Origin of the sequence: Profundibacter sp. (assembly GCF_965277155.1) — a bacterium.
GTDB lineage: Bacteria > Pseudomonadota > Alphaproteobacteria > Rhodobacterales > Rhodobacteraceae > Profundibacter.
The window spans coordinates 832,562-850,514 of the sequence record NZ_CBDIBV010000013.1 but is presented as its reverse complement, the minus strand read 5'-3'; the positions used below and the strand labels follow the sequence as shown (position 1 = coordinate 850,514).

Below are 17,953 nucleotides of genomic sequence, written 5' to 3'. Positions count from 1 at the left end.
CGCAAAATCACCCTTCACGAAAAGCTTTGGCAAAATAATCGGCAAATGGCTTGATCAAATAGGCCATTGGTGTGCGATCATTGGTGCGGATAAACGCCTGAACCGGCATTCCCGGTATCAAGGTTGCACCTTGTGGCAGTTTTTCCGTTTCACCTTCGAGCAACACAATTTCCGAGCGGTAATAACTGATCCCGGTCCGTTCGTCCGTGAAAGCATCCGCCGAAACCTTTACCACCCTGCCCCGCAATTCCGGTGTGGTGCGGGAATCAAAGGCCGGAAAGCGCAAAATAACCTCTTGTCCGACGAAAATCTGGTCAATGTTTATGGTTTGAATCTTGGCCGCAATCACCAGCGGACGGTCCTGGGGAACCAGATACAAAACCGGATCGGCAGGACGGATCACTGACCGAGGTGCGAAAAACTGCATCCCGTATACCACTCCAGCCAGCGGGGCGCGGATATCCAGACGCGACAAGCGCTCTTTCAAAGCACTTCGTTTTTCCGTCAGTTCCAATTCGCGAAATTGCAGATCACGCAGGCGGGTAATGGCCTCTTCCCGCCGTTTGGTGCCATATTTCAAAACCTCGATGTCAATTTCCGTAATCCGGCTTTCAGCTTGCGCTTTGGTCGCGGCCAGTTCACCCATAGTGCCGCGCAACCGTGCATCTTCCCGCTGCAGGCTTAACACCCTTGATGCCTGCGCCAAACCACGGTCCAACAAGGTTTGCTGGTTTTTCAGTTCTTCATTGATCAGTTCCAGCTGGGTTTCCAGCGCGGTTTGCTGGGCCGTTATTCCGTTTATCTGATCAGATATCTGATTGCGCTGCTTTTGCATCTGCGCAATCTCTTGCGCCATTGAATCCTGTCTTGCCTTGAACAGCCTTTGTTGGCCCTCCATCAGGGTTCTGGCATCTTTGGAGCCTTCGGCAGCCTTGATCAACTCGGGGTCAAACGTGATCACCTCGGCCCCGTCCCGCTCGGCCTCAAGCCGGCCACGACGCGCCATCAATTCGAACAACTGCCCCTCGACCACCACCAGTTCAGAAGTCAGATTGGTCGGATCCAGCCGGATCAGGATATCGCCCTCGTCCACCAGATCCCCTTCTTGCACATTGATCTTGGCGATCACACCCCCATCAGGGTGTTGCACCACTTGCCGGTTCTGATCCACTTCGATCTGGCCACTGGCCACGACGGCACCGGAAATATTGGCCATCACCGACCATGTACCAAAGCCGCCAACCAGCAATAATATGGCCAAGAACCCGATTATAAGGGGGTTTCGCGGCGACCAGCCCTTGTTCTTCGCAGTGCTCATGTCACACCCCCTTTGCCCGCATTACTGCGAATTTGTTCGTGGTTTTTAACCATCTCGCGCAGGATGTCATCCTTTGGCCCGAATGCCTTGCGTGCGCCGCCTTCCAGCACCATCAGCAAATCACATTCCTGAATCGCAGCGGGGCGATGCGCCATAATCAGAACCGCGCCACCGTCGGCTTTCATCTGTTTGATGGCCGCGTTCAAGGCTAGCGAGCCTTCATTATCAAGGTTCGAATTCGGTTCGTCCAGAACAAGGATCACCGGATCGCCATACATCGCCCGCGCCAACCCGATCCGCTGTAATTGACCGCCGGACAATCGCCCGCCATTGGCAGAAACCCGTGTGTCATACCCGTCGGGAAAAGCCAGTATCATTTCATGCGCGGCCGCTTTTTGTGCGGCCTTTACCACGGCTGCATCATCAGGTTGCAATGACAAGCGGGCAATGTTTTCGGCGATCGTGCCGTCAAACAATTGCACCCGCTGGGGCAGGTATCCAATGTGCTGGCCCAGGACATCCGGATCATATTGATCCAGCGAAGCCCCATCCAGCCTGATCTTGCCGCCAGCCGCCCGCCAAACGCCGGTAATGGCGCGGGCAAGTGTCGATTTACCGGCCCCCGAAGGCCCGATCACTCCCATCGCCTGCCCCGGGTTCAACGCAAAACTGACCATCCGCAACGAGGCCTGCTGTTGCCCCGGCGGGACCACCGTCACTTGTTCTGCCAATAAAATCGCCCTTGGTTTGGGCAGCGCGGTGCGAGGTTGCTCAACTGGGACTTCGGACAAAAGAGCGGTCAGGTTTTCCCACCCCTTGGAAGCGCGTTGCACCAACGCCCACTGCCCGATTGCCTGTTCAATCGGCGCCAAGGCCCGCCCCATCAGAATAGAGCCTGCAATCATCGACCCTGCTGTCAACTGGTTCTGCAGCACCAGATAGGCCCCCAACCCCAGCATTGCAGACTGCAGGAACATGCGGAACGTCTTGGTCAGTACGGCAAAACCACCGCCACTGTCCGAGGCATGAATATTGGCCGCCAGCGCCTTTTCGCGTGCCAATTCCCAGCGTTGGAATACAGCACCCCGCATCCCCAGACTTTGCACAAGTTCGGATTCGCTGCGCAACTGATCGGCCATCCGGTCGGCAAATAGGGCGGCTGTTGTGGACTCAAGCACAGGTTTGCGGGTCATTATCTGGTTCAGAATCGTGATCAGCACCAGAAATGCCCCGCCGAAAACCGCCAGAAACCCCAGCCATGGGTGGAACATGAATATCCCGGCAATGAAAAACGGCGTCCACGGAATATCGAAAATTGCGCTTAATACAGGGGAGGACAGTAACCGCTGCACCGCCTCAAGATCGCGCAGGGCGCTGTTGGTCAGGTTGGCCCCAAACCCGCGCGCGCTGGCCCGCAGCACAGCGGAAAAAACCCGCCCGTCCAGTTCCGATTGAAACCGCGCCCCGATCCGGGCCAAAACACGCCCACGGGCGTAGTCAAGTAATCCCATGATTATAAACAGAAAAGCCACGAGGATGGACAATGCCAGCAGGGTTTCCTCGGACCGGCTCCCTAATACACGGTCATAAACTTGCAACATATAAAGAGGGCCTGTCAGCATCAGCAAATTCACAAAAACGCTGAACAGACCAACCGCCCAGAACAAGGCTCTGCTCTTTCGTCTCGCATCCTTCAGCTCTGCCAAACCATTGCTACGATCTGCTTGCCGCATCTTGCCTCTTTCATTCACTGGCGCCGGGATTTACCCTTAACCGATATAGACATTGACCATTAATGACTTGTATCCAAACTGTCACAAAACTAAACCATGCCTAATATATTACTGGGCATTTCCCTGCCAGAACCTATGTAGTGGAAAACTACAAACAACCAGTCGAGAATACCATTGTTAGTTATGAAAACCAGATTGAAAACAAAACCGGGGCTGTTGCTGGCAACTCTGACCCTGCTGATTGTGACGGCTTGTACAGCGCCTGCGCCTAAATCATTCAATGATCCGAATGAAGAAGGTAACCGCCGCACCCACGAAGCGAACCGGCGGCTGGATCGCGCGTTGATCAGGCCAGCATCGGGGGCATATGGCCATGCCCTGCCCAAACCTGTGCGTCAGGGAGTCGGGAATTTTGCTTCGAACCTTGGGCTGCCCGGCAACATTGTGAACAATCTGTTGCAGTTGAATATCAACGGCGCAGTCAAGAACTCATGGCGCTTTGTGATCAACTCAACGCTGGGTGTGGGTGGTATTTTCGATCCGGCAACCGACATTGGCCTTGATGAAGAAATGGGCGATTTCGGCCAAACCCTGCATGTCTGGGGTGTGGGTGAAGGCCAATATGTGGAACTTCCGCTGCTTGGCCCGTCCAACCAGCGCGATACATTGGGTATGGTGGTCGATGTATTCACCAACCCGCTGACATTCGGGGCACCCTCACCGGAAAAATATATGGCACCCGTTGCTAAAGGGCTTTCAAGACTTGGTGATCGGTACGATTTTTCCGACACGGTAGATTCAATTTTGTATGATAGTGCCGACAGCTATTCACAGGCCCGCATGATATATTTGCAACATCGCAGATTCAAACTGGGGCAGGAAGAACCTGTTGATGAACAAGGAGATGACGGAAATGACTATGAAGATTTTTAGGCAAATCAATCCGAGCCGCCGTGCAGTCATGATAGGAATAGCATCTGCAGCTGCGGTTCTGCCGCTGGCAGGTCCGGCACTGGCGTTGTCAGAGACACAGGCCACCGCGCATGTGGAAAAACTTGTGGCGGCGATCAACAAAGTCATCGCTTCGGGTAAGTCCGAATCACAAATGATCAAGGAATTTGAAAAGATTTTCGTCAAATACTCGGACGTCAAACATCTGGCCGGCTATGCTTTGGGGGTTGAGGGGCGTCGTGCCAGTTCCAGTCAGAAAAAAGCATTCACCAAGGCGTTTCAGGGCTACATTGCTCGCAAATACGGCAAACGGTTTCGCGAATTTATTGGCGGCAAGCTGCAAGTTCTGTCGACAAAAACAGTCAAAAGTCATGTCGAAGTAAAAACAATGGCTTATCTGAAAGGGCAATCACCGTTCGATGTGACCTTTTTTGTCCATGAAAAACACGGCAAACCGCTGTTCTATAATATGTATATTGAAGGCATCAATATGCTATTGAACGAGCAAAGGGAAATCGGTGCGATGCTGGACAAGCGCAGGGGCAATATTGATCAGCTGATTAAAGATCTTAAAACCGCAGGGTAGCCAACTTTCGGCTACCCCCCGTTACGCAGCTCTTTTGACAATGTCACAGGCGGGGTTCGCCCCGTTAAACGTGCCCGATATACCGGCAGGGATTCCGCCACTCGCATAACGTAATTGCGCGTTTCCCGAAACGGGATGTGTTCGATCCAGTCCACCACATCCACGCCTGCTGACCGCGGATCGCCAAAGGCGGCGATCCATGCCCGTGCCCGGTGTGGTCCTGCGTTATAACCAACAGAAACCAACACTGGCGACCTGCCGAATTCCTCTTGCAGTTTGACCAGATAGGCCGCGCCCAACCGCGCATTATATTGCCAGTCTGTCAACAACAGCCCCGTTTCAAATTCCAGTTCCAGCGAATCTGCCACCGCCTTGGCGGTTTTGGGCATCAGCTGCATCAATCCTTTGGCTCCCACGCCGCTTTCCACCACCGGATTAAACTCGCTTTCCCGTCTGGCAATCGCCAGCGCCAGTTCGGGTGCGACCGGCAAGTCCTGCTTTACCAGATCATGCAGCGGGTAATAGGCACGCGGTAAAACAATTCCGCGTCGCGCGCCCTGTTTGGCAATCATCAGTGCGATATGCGGATCCTGCAATGCCAGCGCCAGATCAGCCAACTGCCCCAGTTCGGTGCGATTCAACCTCTCGGCCACCTGCAAAAAGAACCGTTTGGCAAGGGCTGTGTTCCCCGCCTGATACAGCATCAAAGCCGCCTTAAGCACGGATGACGACATGAATGGCGCCTGCCGCCAGTCAGGAAAAGCCTCGGCTCCGGTCAAGGCTGCATCCATACTAAACCCGCCCCGTTCTGCCGCCAACAACCCGTAAAAACTGGTCTGATACTCGGCTCCGAAAGCATAAGAAGCCTGCGCCGAGCCGCTGTCTTTCATGGCCTCGTAGGCGCGCCCTTCCCAATATCCGGCACGGCCCAGACTGATCGGGCTTTTCACCGCCACACGAAAGCTTTGAAAATGCGCCAGAGCTGTTTTGGGATCATTCAGATAGCGCAAGGCCAGATAGCCCGACAACCATTCCAGATCGGCATAATCGGACCCTTCCACCAAATGATGGGACGATGCCAGACGATAGGCCGTCACCCCATCCCCTTCGCGCATCATTTGCCGCGCCAGCGACCGGCGGCGGTTTGCCCAGTAGGATGGCTCGCCCAATGCCTCGGCCGATATGCTGCGCTCCAGCAACAACGCCACCGCATCCAGTGTGCGCCCTTTGCGGGCCCGCCAGACGAACCGCTCGTAGGCAAGGCCGGGGTCGTCCTGCAAATCCTTTGGCACGGCCTTGATCAACGCATCCACATTTTCGACCCGCCGCCGCAACCCGATCCGCGCTTGCGCCAGTGCTTGCCATCCCTCGCCCACCAACGGGAACAAACGCTGCGCATCGGTATATCGCCCGCGCCACAGCAGCATATCCAGCCGCGCAATATGATGCGGGGCCAGCAGGTTCTTATAGCTGGCCAGAAAGGCCTCGTGCTCCAGCTTGGTCAGGGCAAAGGTGCGCCATGCCAAAACGACTTCGGCAGCGGCCTCGCCTTTCTGACCGACCGCTTCTTGTGCGCGGGCCAATTGCAACACCCCATGACCGGTGCGCGGCTCGTAATCCTTGAAATAAGCAATCACATCCTGTGCAGGTGTTGCCGCTGTTATCGCCGCTTCGCCTTTCTTGTGCATCAGGGGCAGGCCCGGCCAATCCGCGTTCCGCGCTAAGAACGCATTGTAATCCGCCAGCGTGCCCTGCCCTGCCCGTAACCGGTACCATGTAACCAGATCCGCCCCGATCTGCCCAACAGGCTGCACTTGTGCCGATGCCAATTCCCAATCTGCCTCTGAAACCGCCTTTAACGCGGCGCTCAAAGCCGAAGGTGCAGCCTGTTCCTGTGCGTGGGAAAGCGGTGCAAACGCCAGAAGGGCAATCGTTACAGACGGAATCAGGCGCATAACAGGCGGGAATCCTTTCAATTTCGGGCGGTATTGATACAAAGATGTGTCTTTGGTCCCCCGCCTTCAATACACAATCTTGGCAATCCGTTAAAGTGCAGCTAGTTTCCGCCGCACATGCCTTGGGTGACTCGATGGTCGGGTCGCACTATATTCAACCAAAATAAGGAGACGTGTCATGTTCAAAGGGTCTTTTCCCGCTCTGGTCACGCCGTTCAAGAACGGTGCGCTGGATGTTGATGCGCTCAAACATCTGGTCGAGTGGCATATCGAACAAGGGTCCAACGGTCTGGTGCCGATGGGCACAACCGGCGAAAGCCCGACCGTGACCCACGAGGAACACGAAGAAACCATCGAAATCGTGGTCAAGGCCGCTGCGGGACGCATCCCCGTCATTGCCGGTGCCGGATCGAACAATACGGCTGAATCCGCCCGCTATATCGCATTCGCCAAAAAGGTGGGGGCCGATGCCGCACTGGTGGTGACGCCCTATTACAACAAGCCGACCCAAGCGGGCATGATTGCCCATTTCACCACGCTGCATGACAACAGCAACCTGCCGATCGTCATCTACAATATTCCTGGCCGTTCCGCCGTGGACATGACGCCTGAAACCATGGGCGAACTGGCCAGACTGCCCCGCATCATCGGAGTCAAGGACGCAACCGGCGATCTGGCGCGGGTCTGTATGCAGAGAATGACCTGCGGGCCGGACTTCATCCAGATTTCCGGCGAAGACGCCACCGCGCATGGTTTCAACGCTCAGGGCGGGGTTGGTTGCATTTCCGTCACCGCCAATGTCGCCCCTGCGCTGTGTTCCAAACTGCAAGCGGCCACGCTGGCCGGTGATTTTGCCAAGGCGCTGGAAATTCAGGATCGCCTGATGCCGCTGCACAAGGCGATATTCACCGAACCCGGTCTTGTGGGGGCGAAATACGGGCTGTCCAAACTGGGTCTGTGTTCCGAAGAAGTGCGCTCGCCTCTGGTGACGCTGACCGATGGCACCAAGGCCATGATGGATGACGCAATGCGCCATGCAGGGTTGTTGAACTAGGTCATGGCCAAGAAAAAATCGGACCCCAACTATAAGGTAATCGCCGAAAACCGCCGCGCGCGGTATGATTACGCGATCGAGGACGACATCGAGTGCGGCATCATGTTGTTGGGGTCCGAAGTCAAATCCATGCGCGAAGGCCAGACCAACATCGCCGAAAGCTATGCTGCCGTCGAGGATGGCGAACTGTGGTTGGTCAACGCCTATGTCGCCCCCTACAAACAGGCCAAAACTTGGGGCCACGAGGAACGGCGCAAGCGCAAGCTGCTGGTCTCGAAAAAGGAGCTGGCCAAGCTGTGGCAGGCCACCCAGCGCAAGGGGCTGACGCTGGTGCCGCTGGTGATGTATTTCAATCACAAGGGTCTGGTGAAGATCAAACTGGGCATCGCCAAGGGTAAAAAGAACCACGACAAACGCGCCACCGAGGCCAAGCGCGACTGGGGCCGTCAAAAGGCACGCCTGCTGCGGGAAAACAGCTAGAGTCTAGGCCACATCAGGAGGGTGCCATTTCAACGGCGAGTGTTTCAACACATACGACCAGCAGGCAACCCCGGGCACACGGGGCTGTCACCCTTGCCGTCAAATCCAACGGACGCGAGACCAGCCTAAAGGATTTGCGGCAATCCGGTTCCCTAAAGGCACTTTTCCCGCGCGCAACCGGCCCTGATTTTCAAGCGGTTCTGGTCAACACTGCGGGCGGCATCACCGGCGGCGATACCGTTAAAATCAACGCCCGTGCAAATTCAGGTTCGCACCTGACCCTGACCACACAGGCCGCCGAGCGCGCCTATCGCGCACAGCCCGATCAGACCGGCCATCTGCAAACCCGGCTAGATGTTGAAGCGGGCGCACGGGTGAACTGGCTACCACAGGAAACGATCCTTTTTCAGGGCTGCGCCCTTCGCCGGTCCTTGCGTGTCGAAATGCAAGCGGATGCCACCTTTCTGATGGTCGAGCCTTTGGTTTTCGGGCGCGCCGCGATGGGTGAAGCCCTGACCGATGCCTCTTTCAGTGACAGCATTGAAATTCAGCGCGAGGGGCAGTTGTCCTACGTTGACAGGGTCACCCTGCAAGGCAACATCGCCGCGCAAATGGCCCGCCCGAACATCGGTAATGGTGCCGTCGCAATGGCCAACCTGATCTATGTCGCCGCCGATGCTGGCGCACATCTGACCCCCTTGCGGGCCATGCTGCCCGATACGGCGGGCGCCAGCCTGATAGGGGACGACCTTCTGGTCTTGCGTCTGTTGGCGCCTGACAGCTATCTTATGCGACAAACCCTGATCCCGATCCTGAACCGACTGACCCATGACACCCTACCCAGATGCTGGATGACCTGATATGAACCTGACCCCGCGTGAAAAAGACAAACTGCTGATCAGCATGGCCGCAATGGTGGCGCGAAACCGGCTGGAACGCGGCGTGAAACTGAACCACCCCGAGGCAATTGCCCTGATCACAGACTTTGTGGTCGAGGGTGCACGCGACGGGCGCAGCGTGGCCGACCTGATGGAGGCCGGCGGACATGTGGTGACGCGCGAGCAGTGCATGGAGGGCATCGCCGAGATGATACCCGATGTGCAGGTCGAGGCCACCTTTCCCGATGGCACCAAACTGGTGACGGTGCACAGACCGATACGGTAGGATGCCTGCGGCGCGGATATTTGGACCATTTGGAAGGACAAGCACAATGATACCCGGAGAGATATTACCCGCTGATGGCATGATAACCTTGAACGAGGGGGCCGAGTCCGCGGTGCTGATGGTCGCCAACACGGGGGACAGGCCGGTGCAGGTGGGCAGTCACTACCATTTCGCCGAGGCCAATCCAGCGCTGGAGTTTGACCGGAGTACGGCGCGCGGGATGCGGCTGGACATCGCGGCGGGAACGGCGGTGCGGTTTGAACCTGGGCAGCGGCGCGAGGTGGCGTTGGTGCCGATGGGCGGGGGGCGCAAGGTTTATGGGTTTAATGGGGAAGTGATGGGGGGATTGTGATGTCATTTTACACGCGGCCATTTGTTAAAAAGCCAGGTGATGAATTTACTCAACAGCACCTTGAAAACCTCAAGGGTAATTCGAATGATAATCTCGATTGGGTCCATCTGGTTACCTTTAGTTCAATCTGCCTCGAATTATTTCGCGGCTTCTTTGAGCTATGTTGGAACAGGTCAAGCCGCCAACCAATGCACTCGAAGTTTCCAATGGAACGTCAAGAGAATCCAGGTTTGGATTCGCAAATGATTTCAGGAGATTAGATCAACCATGCCCACCCAAATCCCCCGCTCCGAATATGCTGCCATGTTTGGCCCCACCACCGGCGACCGTGTGCGCCTTGCCGATACCGATCTGATTATCGAGGTCGAGCGCGATCTGACCTCCTATGGTGACGAGGTGAAATTCGGCGGCGGCAAGGTGATCCGCGACGGCATGGGCCAGAGCCAGATCACCCGCGCGGGCGGGGCCGTGGACACGGTGATCACCAATGCGCTGATCGTTGATCACGCGGGCATCTTCAAGGCCGACGTTGGCCTGAAAGACGGCCGTATCCACAAGATCGGCAAGGCGGGCAACCCCGACACCCAGCCCAACGTCGATATCATCATCGGACCGGGTACCGAGGTTATCGCGGGCGAGGGCAAGATCCTGACCGCTGGAGGGTTCGATTCCCACATCCACTTCATCTGCCCGCAACAGATCGAGGACGCGCTGCATTCCGGCCTGACCACCATGCTGGGCGGCGGCACCGGCCCTGCGCATGGCACGCTGGCCACCACCTGCACGCCCGGCCCGTGGCACATCGGGCGGATGTTGCAGGCCGCAGATGCCTTTCCGATGAACCTAGCCTTTGCAGGCAAGGGCAACGCCAGCCAGCCTGCCGCGCTCGAGGAACAGGTGCTGGGCGGAGCCTGTGCGCTGAAACTGCACGAGGATTGGGGCACCACCCCTGCCGCGATTGACTGCTGCCTGACAGTGGCTGATGCGATGGATGTGCAGGTGATGATCCACACCGACACGCTGAACGAATCCGGCTTTGTCGAACATACGCTGAAGGCCATGAAGGGACGCACCATCCACGCCTTTCACACCGAAGGGGCGGGCGGCGGCCATGCCCCCGACATCATCAAGATTTGTGGCGAGGACCATGTTCTGCCCGCCTCGACCAACCCGACGCGGCCCTTCACCGTCAACACGCTCGAGGAACATCTGGACATGCTGATGGTCTGTCACCATCTGGACAAATCCATCCCCGAGGACGTGGCCTTTGCCGAAAGCCGTATCCGCCGCGAGACCATCGCCGCCGAGGACATCCTGCACGATCTGGGCGCGTTTTCGATCATTGCCTCCGACAGTCAGGCGATGGGGCGCGTGGGCGAGGTGCTGATCCGCACATGGCAGACCGCTGACAAGATGAAGAAGCAGCGCGGGCGGCTGGCCGAGGAAGTTGGCGACAACGACAACCTGCGGGTGCGCCGCTATATCGCCAAATACACCATCAATCCGGCGATTGCGCACGGGATTGCCGATGAGATCGGCTCGGTGTCCGAGGGCAAGCGCGCCGATCTGGTGCTGTGGTCCCCGGCATTTTTCGGGGTGAAACCCGACATGGTGCTGCTGGGCGGCACGATCGCGATGGCACAGATGGGGGACCCGAATGCCTCGATCCCCACGCCGCAACCGGTTTACTCGCGCCCGATGTTCGGGGCCTTCGGGCGCTCGGTGGAACAATCGGCGGTGACGTTTGTTTCGGCAGCGGCACAGGCCGACGGGATTGGTGATCGGCTGGGGCTGGCGAAGCGGACGGTGGCAGTGAAAAACACCCGCGGGATCGGCAAACGGAACATGGTGCTGAACGATGCCACACCGGTGATGGAGGTGAACCCCGAAACCTACGAGGTGCGGGCGGATGGTGAATTGTTGACCTGCGAGCCTGCGGACGTGCTCCCGATGGCTCAGCGGTACTTTATGTTTTGAGGGGGGGGGATGAAAATGGACGGCAACACCTGGCGCAACTCCAAAGCCCTCCCCCGTGCGCGGGGGAGGGTTGGGTGGGGGCATCAGCCATGATCCGCCCTGACAAACGCCAACGTGACCGAGCCCGGGCCTTGCGTAAAAACCTGACGGAGGCTGAACGTTCCCTGTGGCAGGAAATCCGGGGCAAACAGATTGGGGTGAAATTCCGCAGACAGGCACCAATCGGCCCCTATATCGCCGATTTCCTGAGCCATGATGCCAAACTGGTGATCGAGGTGGATGGCGGGCAGCATGAGGCGGCAAAAGATTATGACGCCAGACGCACGGCCTTCATCGAGGAACATGGATACAGGGTGCTGCGGTTCTGGAACAACGAGATACTGGAAAACATGGAAGGGGTGCTGGTAACAATTGAAGATATGCTACGACAATCTTTTTCCGCTGCCGATCTCCCCCCTCCTGACCTCCCCCCGCAAGCAGGGGGAGGAAAGCGCGATATTCCACCCAAGCGCAAAATGCCCTCAACTGGGGATGCAGCGGGATTACTCCCCGCCCAAAACCTCCACCGCGCAGGCAGTTGGTCCGGTGCCGAATCCCACGTCACCCTCACCTACGACGACCGCTTCCTGCGCCGCAAGGTTCTGACCACGGCCCGTGGCGAGCGCTTCCTTGTGGACCTGCTGCAAACCACCAGTATGAACCACGGCGATGCGTTCGAACTGACCGATGGCCGCCTGATCGAGGTGATCGCCGCCGAGGAACCCTTGATCGAAATCACCGGCGAAAACCTGACCCGCCTAGCCTGGCACATCGGCAACCGCCACACCCCTTGCCAGATCGAACCAGACCGCCTGCTGATCCAGCGCGATCACGTGATCCGCGATATGCTGGAAAAACTGGACGCGACCCTGCGGGATGTATCCGAACCCTTCACCCCCGAGGGCGGCGCCTATGGCCACGGGCGCACGCATGGCCATGCACACTGACGCGCAGGTCATAACCCTGAGCCAATGGCTCTCGCCCGGCTATCCTGTCGGGGCATTCGCCTATTCCCACGGGCTGGAGGCGCTGGTCGAAACCGGTGCGGTAACGGATGCAGACAGCCTGCAAGACTGGCTAATCGATGTGTTGCGTTATGGCGCGGGGTTGTCGGATGCGCTGTTTCTGCTGGCGGCCTATCACGCGGATGCGCAGGATGTTGGCGGGGTTGATGCCCTGTGCCGCGCCTTTGCCCCGTCCAAGGAACGTCTGCAGGAAACCGATTTGCAGGGCGCGGCGTTTTGCGTGGTGACAGCGGCGGTCTGGGCACAACAGATCGCGGGCCTGACCTATCCGGTGGCCGTGGGTCGTGCCGCATCGCTTGAGGGCCTGCCACCTGCCCTGACCACGCGCCTGTATCTGCAAGCCTTTGCCAGCAATCTGGTTGCCGCCGCGCAACGCCTGCTGCCGATCGGCCAGACCGAAGGCCAGCGCCTGATACACGGGCTGGCCCGGCTGGTGTCCGAAATCACCGATCAGGCGCTGAACGGCAGTCTGGACGATCTGTCCGGCACCGCCTTTCTGGCCGACATCGCCAGCATGAAACACGAAACACAGTATTCAAGGATATTCCGCACATGAACAACGGCCCCCTTCGTATCGGTATCGGTGGCCCTGTCGGCGCGGGCAAAACCACCCTGACCGCCGCCCTGTGCGAAGCCCTGCGCGACAGCCATTCCATCGGGGTGATCACCAACGACATCTACACACAGGAAGATGCCGAAGCCCTGATGCGCCTGCAGGCCCTGCCGCAGGACCGGATCATCGGCGTTGAAACCGGCGGCTGCCCTCATACGGCGATCCGCGAGGATGCCTCGATCAATCTGGCGGCCATTGCCGAGATGGTTAACCGCCACCCCGATGTTGAAATCGTGCTGATCGAAAGCGGTGGCGATAACCTGTCGGCCACCTTCAGCCCCGAACTGGCCGATATCACGCTCTATGTCATCGACGTGGCAGCGGGTGAGGAAATTCCGCGCAAAGGGGGGCCTGCCATTACCAAATCGGATATTCTGGTGATCAACAAGACCGATCTGGCGCCCCATGTCGGCGCATCGCTTGAAGTGATGGAGCGGGACGCAAAACGTATGCGGGGCGCGCGTCCGTTTGTGTTTGCCTGCCTGCGGGACCGGCAGGGGGTTATTGAAATCATCCGGCTGCTGGCCGATATCGGTGGCCTTGATATTCCGGCGTGACAGGTTACGCGAACCGCATTGACAGCTGTTTGTTCACTGTTTCCAGAAACCGTGCGGCCGCAACGGGCAAGGTGCGGCCCTTCAGATATCCCGCCGCCAGAACCCCCGCCGGAACCCCGCCAAGGTGCAGCGGCACCGATACCAGCCGCGCCTTGTCCAGATCGGGGCGCAGATTGATCGCCAGACAAAAGCTGAGCGCAAGGCTGTCCTGCGACATCAGTCGCAACAGGTCCAGACTGTTGGATTCCACGGCGGGTTCCAGCGGAACCCCAACCTTGGCCGCGACTTCGTCCAGCACCTGCCGGATGCCTTCGGGCTGTTTGGGCAGCAGCAGCGGGAAATCGGTGCAGTCATAGATATGCAGGTTTTCACGCCCCGCCAGCGGATGATCCTGTGACATCACCACGAACATTTCCTGCGGTCCGGCATAAACGGTTTGCATATCCTGCATGTGCATCGGTTCAAACACGATAGCGATATCGTTGCTGTTGTCCTGCAATGAATTCTCGGCCTCGCCGCGTTCATGCAGGTTGACGCCAAAGGTCACGGCGGGAAATTCGGTCAGGTGCTGTTTGATCAGGTCGGGCAGGAAATAGGCGACCACTTCGCGGGTGGTGGCGATGTTGATGTGCCCTGCCCGCATGCCCGACAGATCGGCGATACGCGATTTCACCCGCTCCATATCGGCCAGCTGGTCGCGGATGTGTTTCAGCAGGATTTCACCGGCGATGTTGGGGCGCAGCCCGGCGGGGTGGCGTTCGAAAATCTCGACGCCCAGTTCTTCCTCGATCCCCAGAATCCGGCGGTTCAGGGCCGACGGGGTGATGCCCAGCTCCTCGGCTGCACTGCGCAAACTGCCGGTGCGAGCAATTTTTTCGATGTATTTCAGCACTTGCTGGTGACGCATGGGGTGCCCGCCTAAGGTGTTGCGATTTTTGCAACGGGTTCCTGATTTCTTAGCAACAGACAGCAACACATTCAAGCCGTATGACTGTTTCAAGTGATTCATATTCATGAAAAGGAATGTTGTGACATGGCGCAAAAGCTGGTTGTGATCGGGGCGGGAATGGCATCGGGACGGATGCTGGAAGAGCTGTTCGCGCAGGATGCAGACGCCTTTGACGTCACCCTTTTTGGGGCCGAGCCGCGTGGCAATTACAACCGGATCATGCTGTCGCCCGTGCTGGCCGGTGAAAAGGAATACGGCGAAATCATCACTCATGACGCCGATTGGTATCGCAAGAACGGGGTGAATTGCCGGTTTGGCGAGCCGGTGGTGAAAATTGATCGCAATGCAAAACAGGTGGTCAGCCCCGGCGGGGTGACGCCATATGACAAGCTGGTGATCGCCACCGGCTCGGCTTCGTTTTTCATTCCGGTGCAGGGCAATGACCTGCCCGGTGTTGTGGGTTTCCGTGATCTGGACGATGTCGGGGCGATGCTGAAGGTCGCGGGCAAACCGGACGGGCAGGCCGTGGTGATCGGCGGCGGTTTGCTGGGGCTTGAGGCCGCAGCGGCGCTCAAGGAACAGGGCATGGATGTAACCGTGCTGCACCTGATGGGCCACCTGATGGAGCGTCAACTGGACCCTGCCGCCGGATACCTGCTGCAAAAGGAGCTGGAAGGGCGCGGCATCAATATTGTCTGCAAGGCCCACACGCAGGCCATTCTGGGCAAGGATCATGCCGAGGCCGTGCTGCTGGAGGACGGACAGGTGATCGGCGCCGATCTGGTGGTGATGGCCGCCGGTATCCGTCCTGAATCATGGCTGGCGGTGGATGCGGGCCTGCGGGTTGAACGTGGCATCTGGGTGGATGACACGATGCAGACCAGTGATGGCGATATCTACGCCCTTGGCGAATGTGTGGAGCATGACGAGGTGGTTTACGGCCTTGTCGCGCCGCTGTTTGATATGGCCAGAGTTCTGGCGAAAACCCTGACCTGCACGACGGCGGAATTCAGGGCGCCGGTGGTGTCCTGCCAGTTGAAAGTCACCGGCGTTGATCTGTTTTCGGTCGGGGATTTCTCCGATGGTGATGACCGCGAGGAGATCGTGTTCCGCGATCCCGGACGCGGCATATACAAGCGGTTGATATTGCAGGATAACAGGATCATCGGCGTGGTGATGTATGGTGACACCACGGATGCGGGCTGGTTTTTCGAGATGCTGAAATCCGGCGAGGATATTTCCGCCATCCGCGACACGCTGATCTATGGCCCCGCCTTTCAGGGGGGGCAAGCGCTGGACCCGCTGGCGGTGGTCGCCGCGATGCCCGACAGCGCCGAGATTTGCGGCTGTAACGGGGTCTGCAAAGGCACCATCGTGCAGGCCATCCATGACGGCGCGACCGATCTGGGAATGATCAAGGCCGTGACCAAGGCGTCAGCATCCTGCGGCAATTGCACGGGGCTGGTGGAACAGGTTCTGGCCACTACATTGGGCGATGAATTTCAGGCGCCCGCCCCTGCGGGGATTTGCGGCTGCACCGACCACAGTCACGAGGACATTCGCCGCGTGATCAAATCGCAAGGTCTGAAATCCATTCCGGCGGTGATGCAGGAAATGGGCTGGAAAACATCCTGTGGTTGCCACATCTGCCGTCCTGCGCTGAATTACTACATGATTGCCGAATGGCCGCTGGACTATGCCGACGATCTGCAAAGCCGTTTCGTGAACGAACGCAACCACGCCAACATCCAAAAGGACGGCACCTATTCCGTGGTGCCCCGCATGTGGGGCGGCATGACAACGCCGCAGGAATTGCGCGCGATTGCCGATGCGGCGGAAAAATACAACGTGCCGACCATCCATGTTACCGGTGGTCAGCGGATTGATCTGCTGGGCATCCAGCGCGAGGATTTGCCGGCAGTCTGGGCCGATTTGAACAGCGCCGGCCTTGTTTCGGGCCACGCTTATTCCAAGGGGTTGCGCACAGTGAAAACCTGTGTCGGGTCCGATCACTGCCGCTTTGGCACGCAGGACAGCACCGGCCTTGGCATCAAGCTGGAAAAAATCCTCTGATGGCGTGGATGGCCCCTGCTTCCGTCAACTCACTATGGCAAAGTGAGGGCCGTAGAAGTGCTTCACAAGGAGAGGATCATGAACAAGAAACTACAAGCAGAGGCTATCGTCACCGTCGGCCTCGACATTGCCAAGAATGTTTTTCAGGTGCACGGCATTGATATACAAGGGCAAGTGATTGTCCGACGCCAGTTGCGCCGCAGCCAGGTTCTTTCATTCTTTAGGCTGCTGAATTCCTGTCTGATTGGCATTGAGGCCTGCGCCGGAGCCCACTTCTGGGCGCGTGAGCTGACACGTCTGGGCCATAATGTGCGTCTGATGCCACCTTCTTATGTCAAGCCCTACATCAAGCGTCAAAAGACGGATGCCGCAGATGCGGAAGCAATATGCGAGGCTGTAACCCGGCCGACCATGCGCTTTGTGCCAGCCAAGACCGAAGAACACCAAGCCATCTTGATGCAACACCGCACCCGCGATATTCTGGTCCGGCAGGTCACGCAGATCGTCAATGCCATCCGCTCGCATCTGGCTGAATTCGGAATTGTTGCGCCTGTTGGCGTACAAAATGTCGACCGTCTGCTTGAGGCAGCCGCAGAGCTTCCAGAACAAGCTGGCGTTGCATTCGATCTCCTTTCCCGGCAGTTCCATGAGACCCGTGATCGGGTTGCCGAAATCACCCGCCAAATTGAGATTTCCCAACGGCAAGACCCAACTGCACGTCGCCTGACCACGATCCCCGGTGTCGGGGTGCTGACTTCCAGCGCGATTACCGCGACAACGCCGGATGTGTCGCAGTTCCGCTCAGCACGCGACTATGCGGCATGGATCGGCCTTACCCCCAAACAGAATTCAAGCGGCGGTCGGGAACGGATGGGTGGCATATCGAAAATGGGTGACCGGTATATTCGACGGTTACTTTATCTTGGCGCTCTGGCGCGTATCCGCACACGACGCCGGCGTGGGGAAGGCGATGATTGGATCTGGCAATTGCTGAAGAGAAAGCCGGTGAAGGTGGTGGCGATTGCCATTGCGAACAAAATGGCCCGAACGATCTGGGCGTTGTTGAAATCCGGCCAAAGCTACCGGCCCGCATAAATTGACCAAAACACAATAGCCGGGCCCGCCCG

At 58.0% G+C, this 17,953-nt stretch carries 17 protein-coding genes and 1 pseudogene; 14 read left to right on the top strand and 4 right to left on the bottom strand.

Features of this window, described 5'->3' with window-relative positions; genetic code table 11:
* Positions 1-7: 7 nt before the first annotated feature.
* On the bottom strand, positions 8-1,318 hold the full coding sequence (locus ACQY4M_RS19520) for an HlyD family type I secretion periplasmic adaptor subunit (protein WP_428547646.1): 1,311 nt from the start codon (positions 1,316-1,318) through the stop codon (positions 8-10).
* Entirely contained in the window at positions 1,315-3,051 is a 1,737-nt protein-coding gene (locus ACQY4M_RS19515) for a type I secretion system permease/ATPase (RefSeq protein WP_428547643.1), read from the bottom strand. Before ACQY4M_RS19515 ends, ACQY4M_RS19520 begins: the two co-directional genes overlap by 4 nt.
* A gap of 195 nt (positions 3,052-3,246) precedes the next feature.
* Here ACQY4M_RS19515 and ACQY4M_RS19510 point away from each other — a divergent pair, with 195 nt between their 5' ends.
* Together ACQY4M_RS19510 and ACQY4M_RS19505 are read left to right on the top strand one after the other, a co-directional pair.
* A complete protein-coding gene (locus tag ACQY4M_RS19510; protein WP_428547640.1) occupies positions 3,247-3,984 on the top strand; it encodes an MlaA family lipoprotein in 738 nt (245 codons plus the stop codon).
* On the top strand, positions 3,944-4,588 hold the full coding sequence (locus tag ACQY4M_RS19505) for an MlaC/ttg2D family ABC transporter substrate-binding protein (protein WP_428547637.1): 645 nt from the start codon (positions 3,944-3,946) through the stop codon (positions 4,586-4,588). Before ACQY4M_RS19510 ends, ACQY4M_RS19505 begins: the two co-directional genes overlap by 41 nt.
* Positions 4,589-4,599: 11 nt before the next feature.
* Here the strand turns inward: ACQY4M_RS19505 and ACQY4M_RS19500 are convergent, their stop codons facing one another.
* Positions 4,600-6,543 carry a lytic transglycosylase domain-containing protein gene (locus tag ACQY4M_RS19500; RefSeq protein ID WP_428547634.1) on the bottom strand — a complete coding sequence of 648 codons (1,944 nt, stop codon included), beginning with the start codon at positions 6,541-6,543 and terminating at the stop codon, positions 4,600-4,602.
* 178 nt (positions 6,544-6,721) lie between these two features.
* On the opposite strand from ACQY4M_RS19500, the gene dapA reads away from it, so the two are divergent.
* From dapA to ureG, 10 genes and pseudogenes are all read left to right on the top strand, one after another.
* Positions 6,722-7,597: a 4-hydroxy-tetrahydrodipicolinate synthase gene (gene dapA, locus ACQY4M_RS19495; RefSeq protein WP_428547631.1), complete on the top strand. Its 876-nt coding sequence runs from the start codon at positions 6,722-6,724 to the stop codon at positions 7,595-7,597.
* A 3-nt stretch (positions 7,598-7,600) separates the two neighbouring features.
* A complete protein-coding gene (gene smpB, locus ACQY4M_RS19490; protein ID WP_428547628.1) occupies positions 7,601-8,077 on the top strand; it encodes an SsrA-binding protein SmpB in 477 nt (158 codons plus the stop codon).
* Positions 8,078-8,211: 134 nt separating this feature from the next.
* Positions 8,212-8,937 (top strand): urease accessory protein UreD, encoded by a 726-nt coding sequence (locus ACQY4M_RS19485; RefSeq protein ID WP_428547625.1) that lies wholly within the window; start codon positions 8,212-8,214, stop codon positions 8,935-8,937.
* A 1-nt stretch (position 8,938) separates the two neighbouring features.
* Complete coding sequence (locus ACQY4M_RS19480) at positions 8,939-9,241, top strand: urease subunit gamma (RefSeq protein WP_428547622.1); 303 nt, start codon at positions 8,939-8,941, stop codon at positions 9,239-9,241.
* 46 nt (positions 9,242-9,287) lie between these two features.
* A complete protein-coding gene (locus tag ACQY4M_RS19475) occupies positions 9,288-9,593 on the top strand; it encodes an urease subunit beta (RefSeq protein WP_428547619.1) in 306 nt (101 codons plus the stop codon).
* A 267-nt stretch (positions 9,594-9,860) separates the two neighbouring features.
* Positions 9,861-11,570 carry an urease subunit alpha gene (gene ureC / locus ACQY4M_RS19470; protein WP_428547616.1) on the top strand — a complete coding sequence of 570 codons (1,710 nt, stop codon included), beginning with the start codon at positions 9,861-9,863 and terminating at the stop codon, positions 11,568-11,570.
* A gap of 89 nt (positions 11,571-11,659) precedes the next feature.
* Positions 11,660-11,983, top strand: a pseudogene (locus ACQY4M_RS19465) (endonuclease domain-containing protein); the annotation flags it as partial.
* A gap of 102 nt (positions 11,984-12,085) precedes the next feature.
* Positions 12,086-12,556, top strand: coding sequence for an urease accessory protein UreE (gene ureE, locus ACQY4M_RS19460; protein WP_428548317.1), 471 nt, complete (start codon positions 12,086-12,088; stop codon positions 12,554-12,556).
* A complete protein-coding gene (locus ACQY4M_RS19455; protein WP_428548314.1) occupies positions 12,546-13,190 on the top strand; it encodes an urease accessory protein UreF in 645 nt (214 codons plus the stop codon). Before ureE ends, ACQY4M_RS19455 begins: the two co-directional genes overlap by 11 nt.
* Complete coding sequence (ureG, locus tag ACQY4M_RS19450; protein ID WP_428547613.1) at positions 13,187-13,804, top strand: urease accessory protein UreG; 618 nt, start codon at positions 13,187-13,189, stop codon at positions 13,802-13,804. The genes ACQY4M_RS19455 and ureG overlap by 4 nt, the downstream gene beginning before the upstream one ends.
* Before the next feature lie 4 nt (positions 13,805-13,808).
* Here ureG and ACQY4M_RS19445 read toward each other — a convergent pair whose 3' ends face one another.
* Positions 13,809-14,711 (bottom strand): LysR family transcriptional regulator, encoded by a 903-nt coding sequence (locus ACQY4M_RS19445; RefSeq protein WP_428547610.1) that lies wholly within the window; start codon positions 14,709-14,711, stop codon positions 13,809-13,811.
* 126 nt (positions 14,712-14,837) lie between these two features.
* On the opposite strand from ACQY4M_RS19445, the gene nirB reads away from it, so the two are divergent.
* Positions 14,838-16,826, top strand: a complete 1,989-nt coding sequence (gene nirB, locus ACQY4M_RS19440; RefSeq protein WP_428547607.1) for a nitrite reductase large subunit NirB — start codon at positions 14,838-14,840, stop codon at positions 16,824-16,826.
* Positions 16,827-16,904: 78 nt separating this feature from the next.
* Complete coding sequence (locus tag ACQY4M_RS19435) at positions 16,905-17,921, top strand: IS110 family transposase (protein WP_428542502.1); 1,017 nt, start codon at positions 16,905-16,907, stop codon at positions 17,919-17,921.
* Positions 17,922-17,953 lie beyond the last annotated feature (32 nt).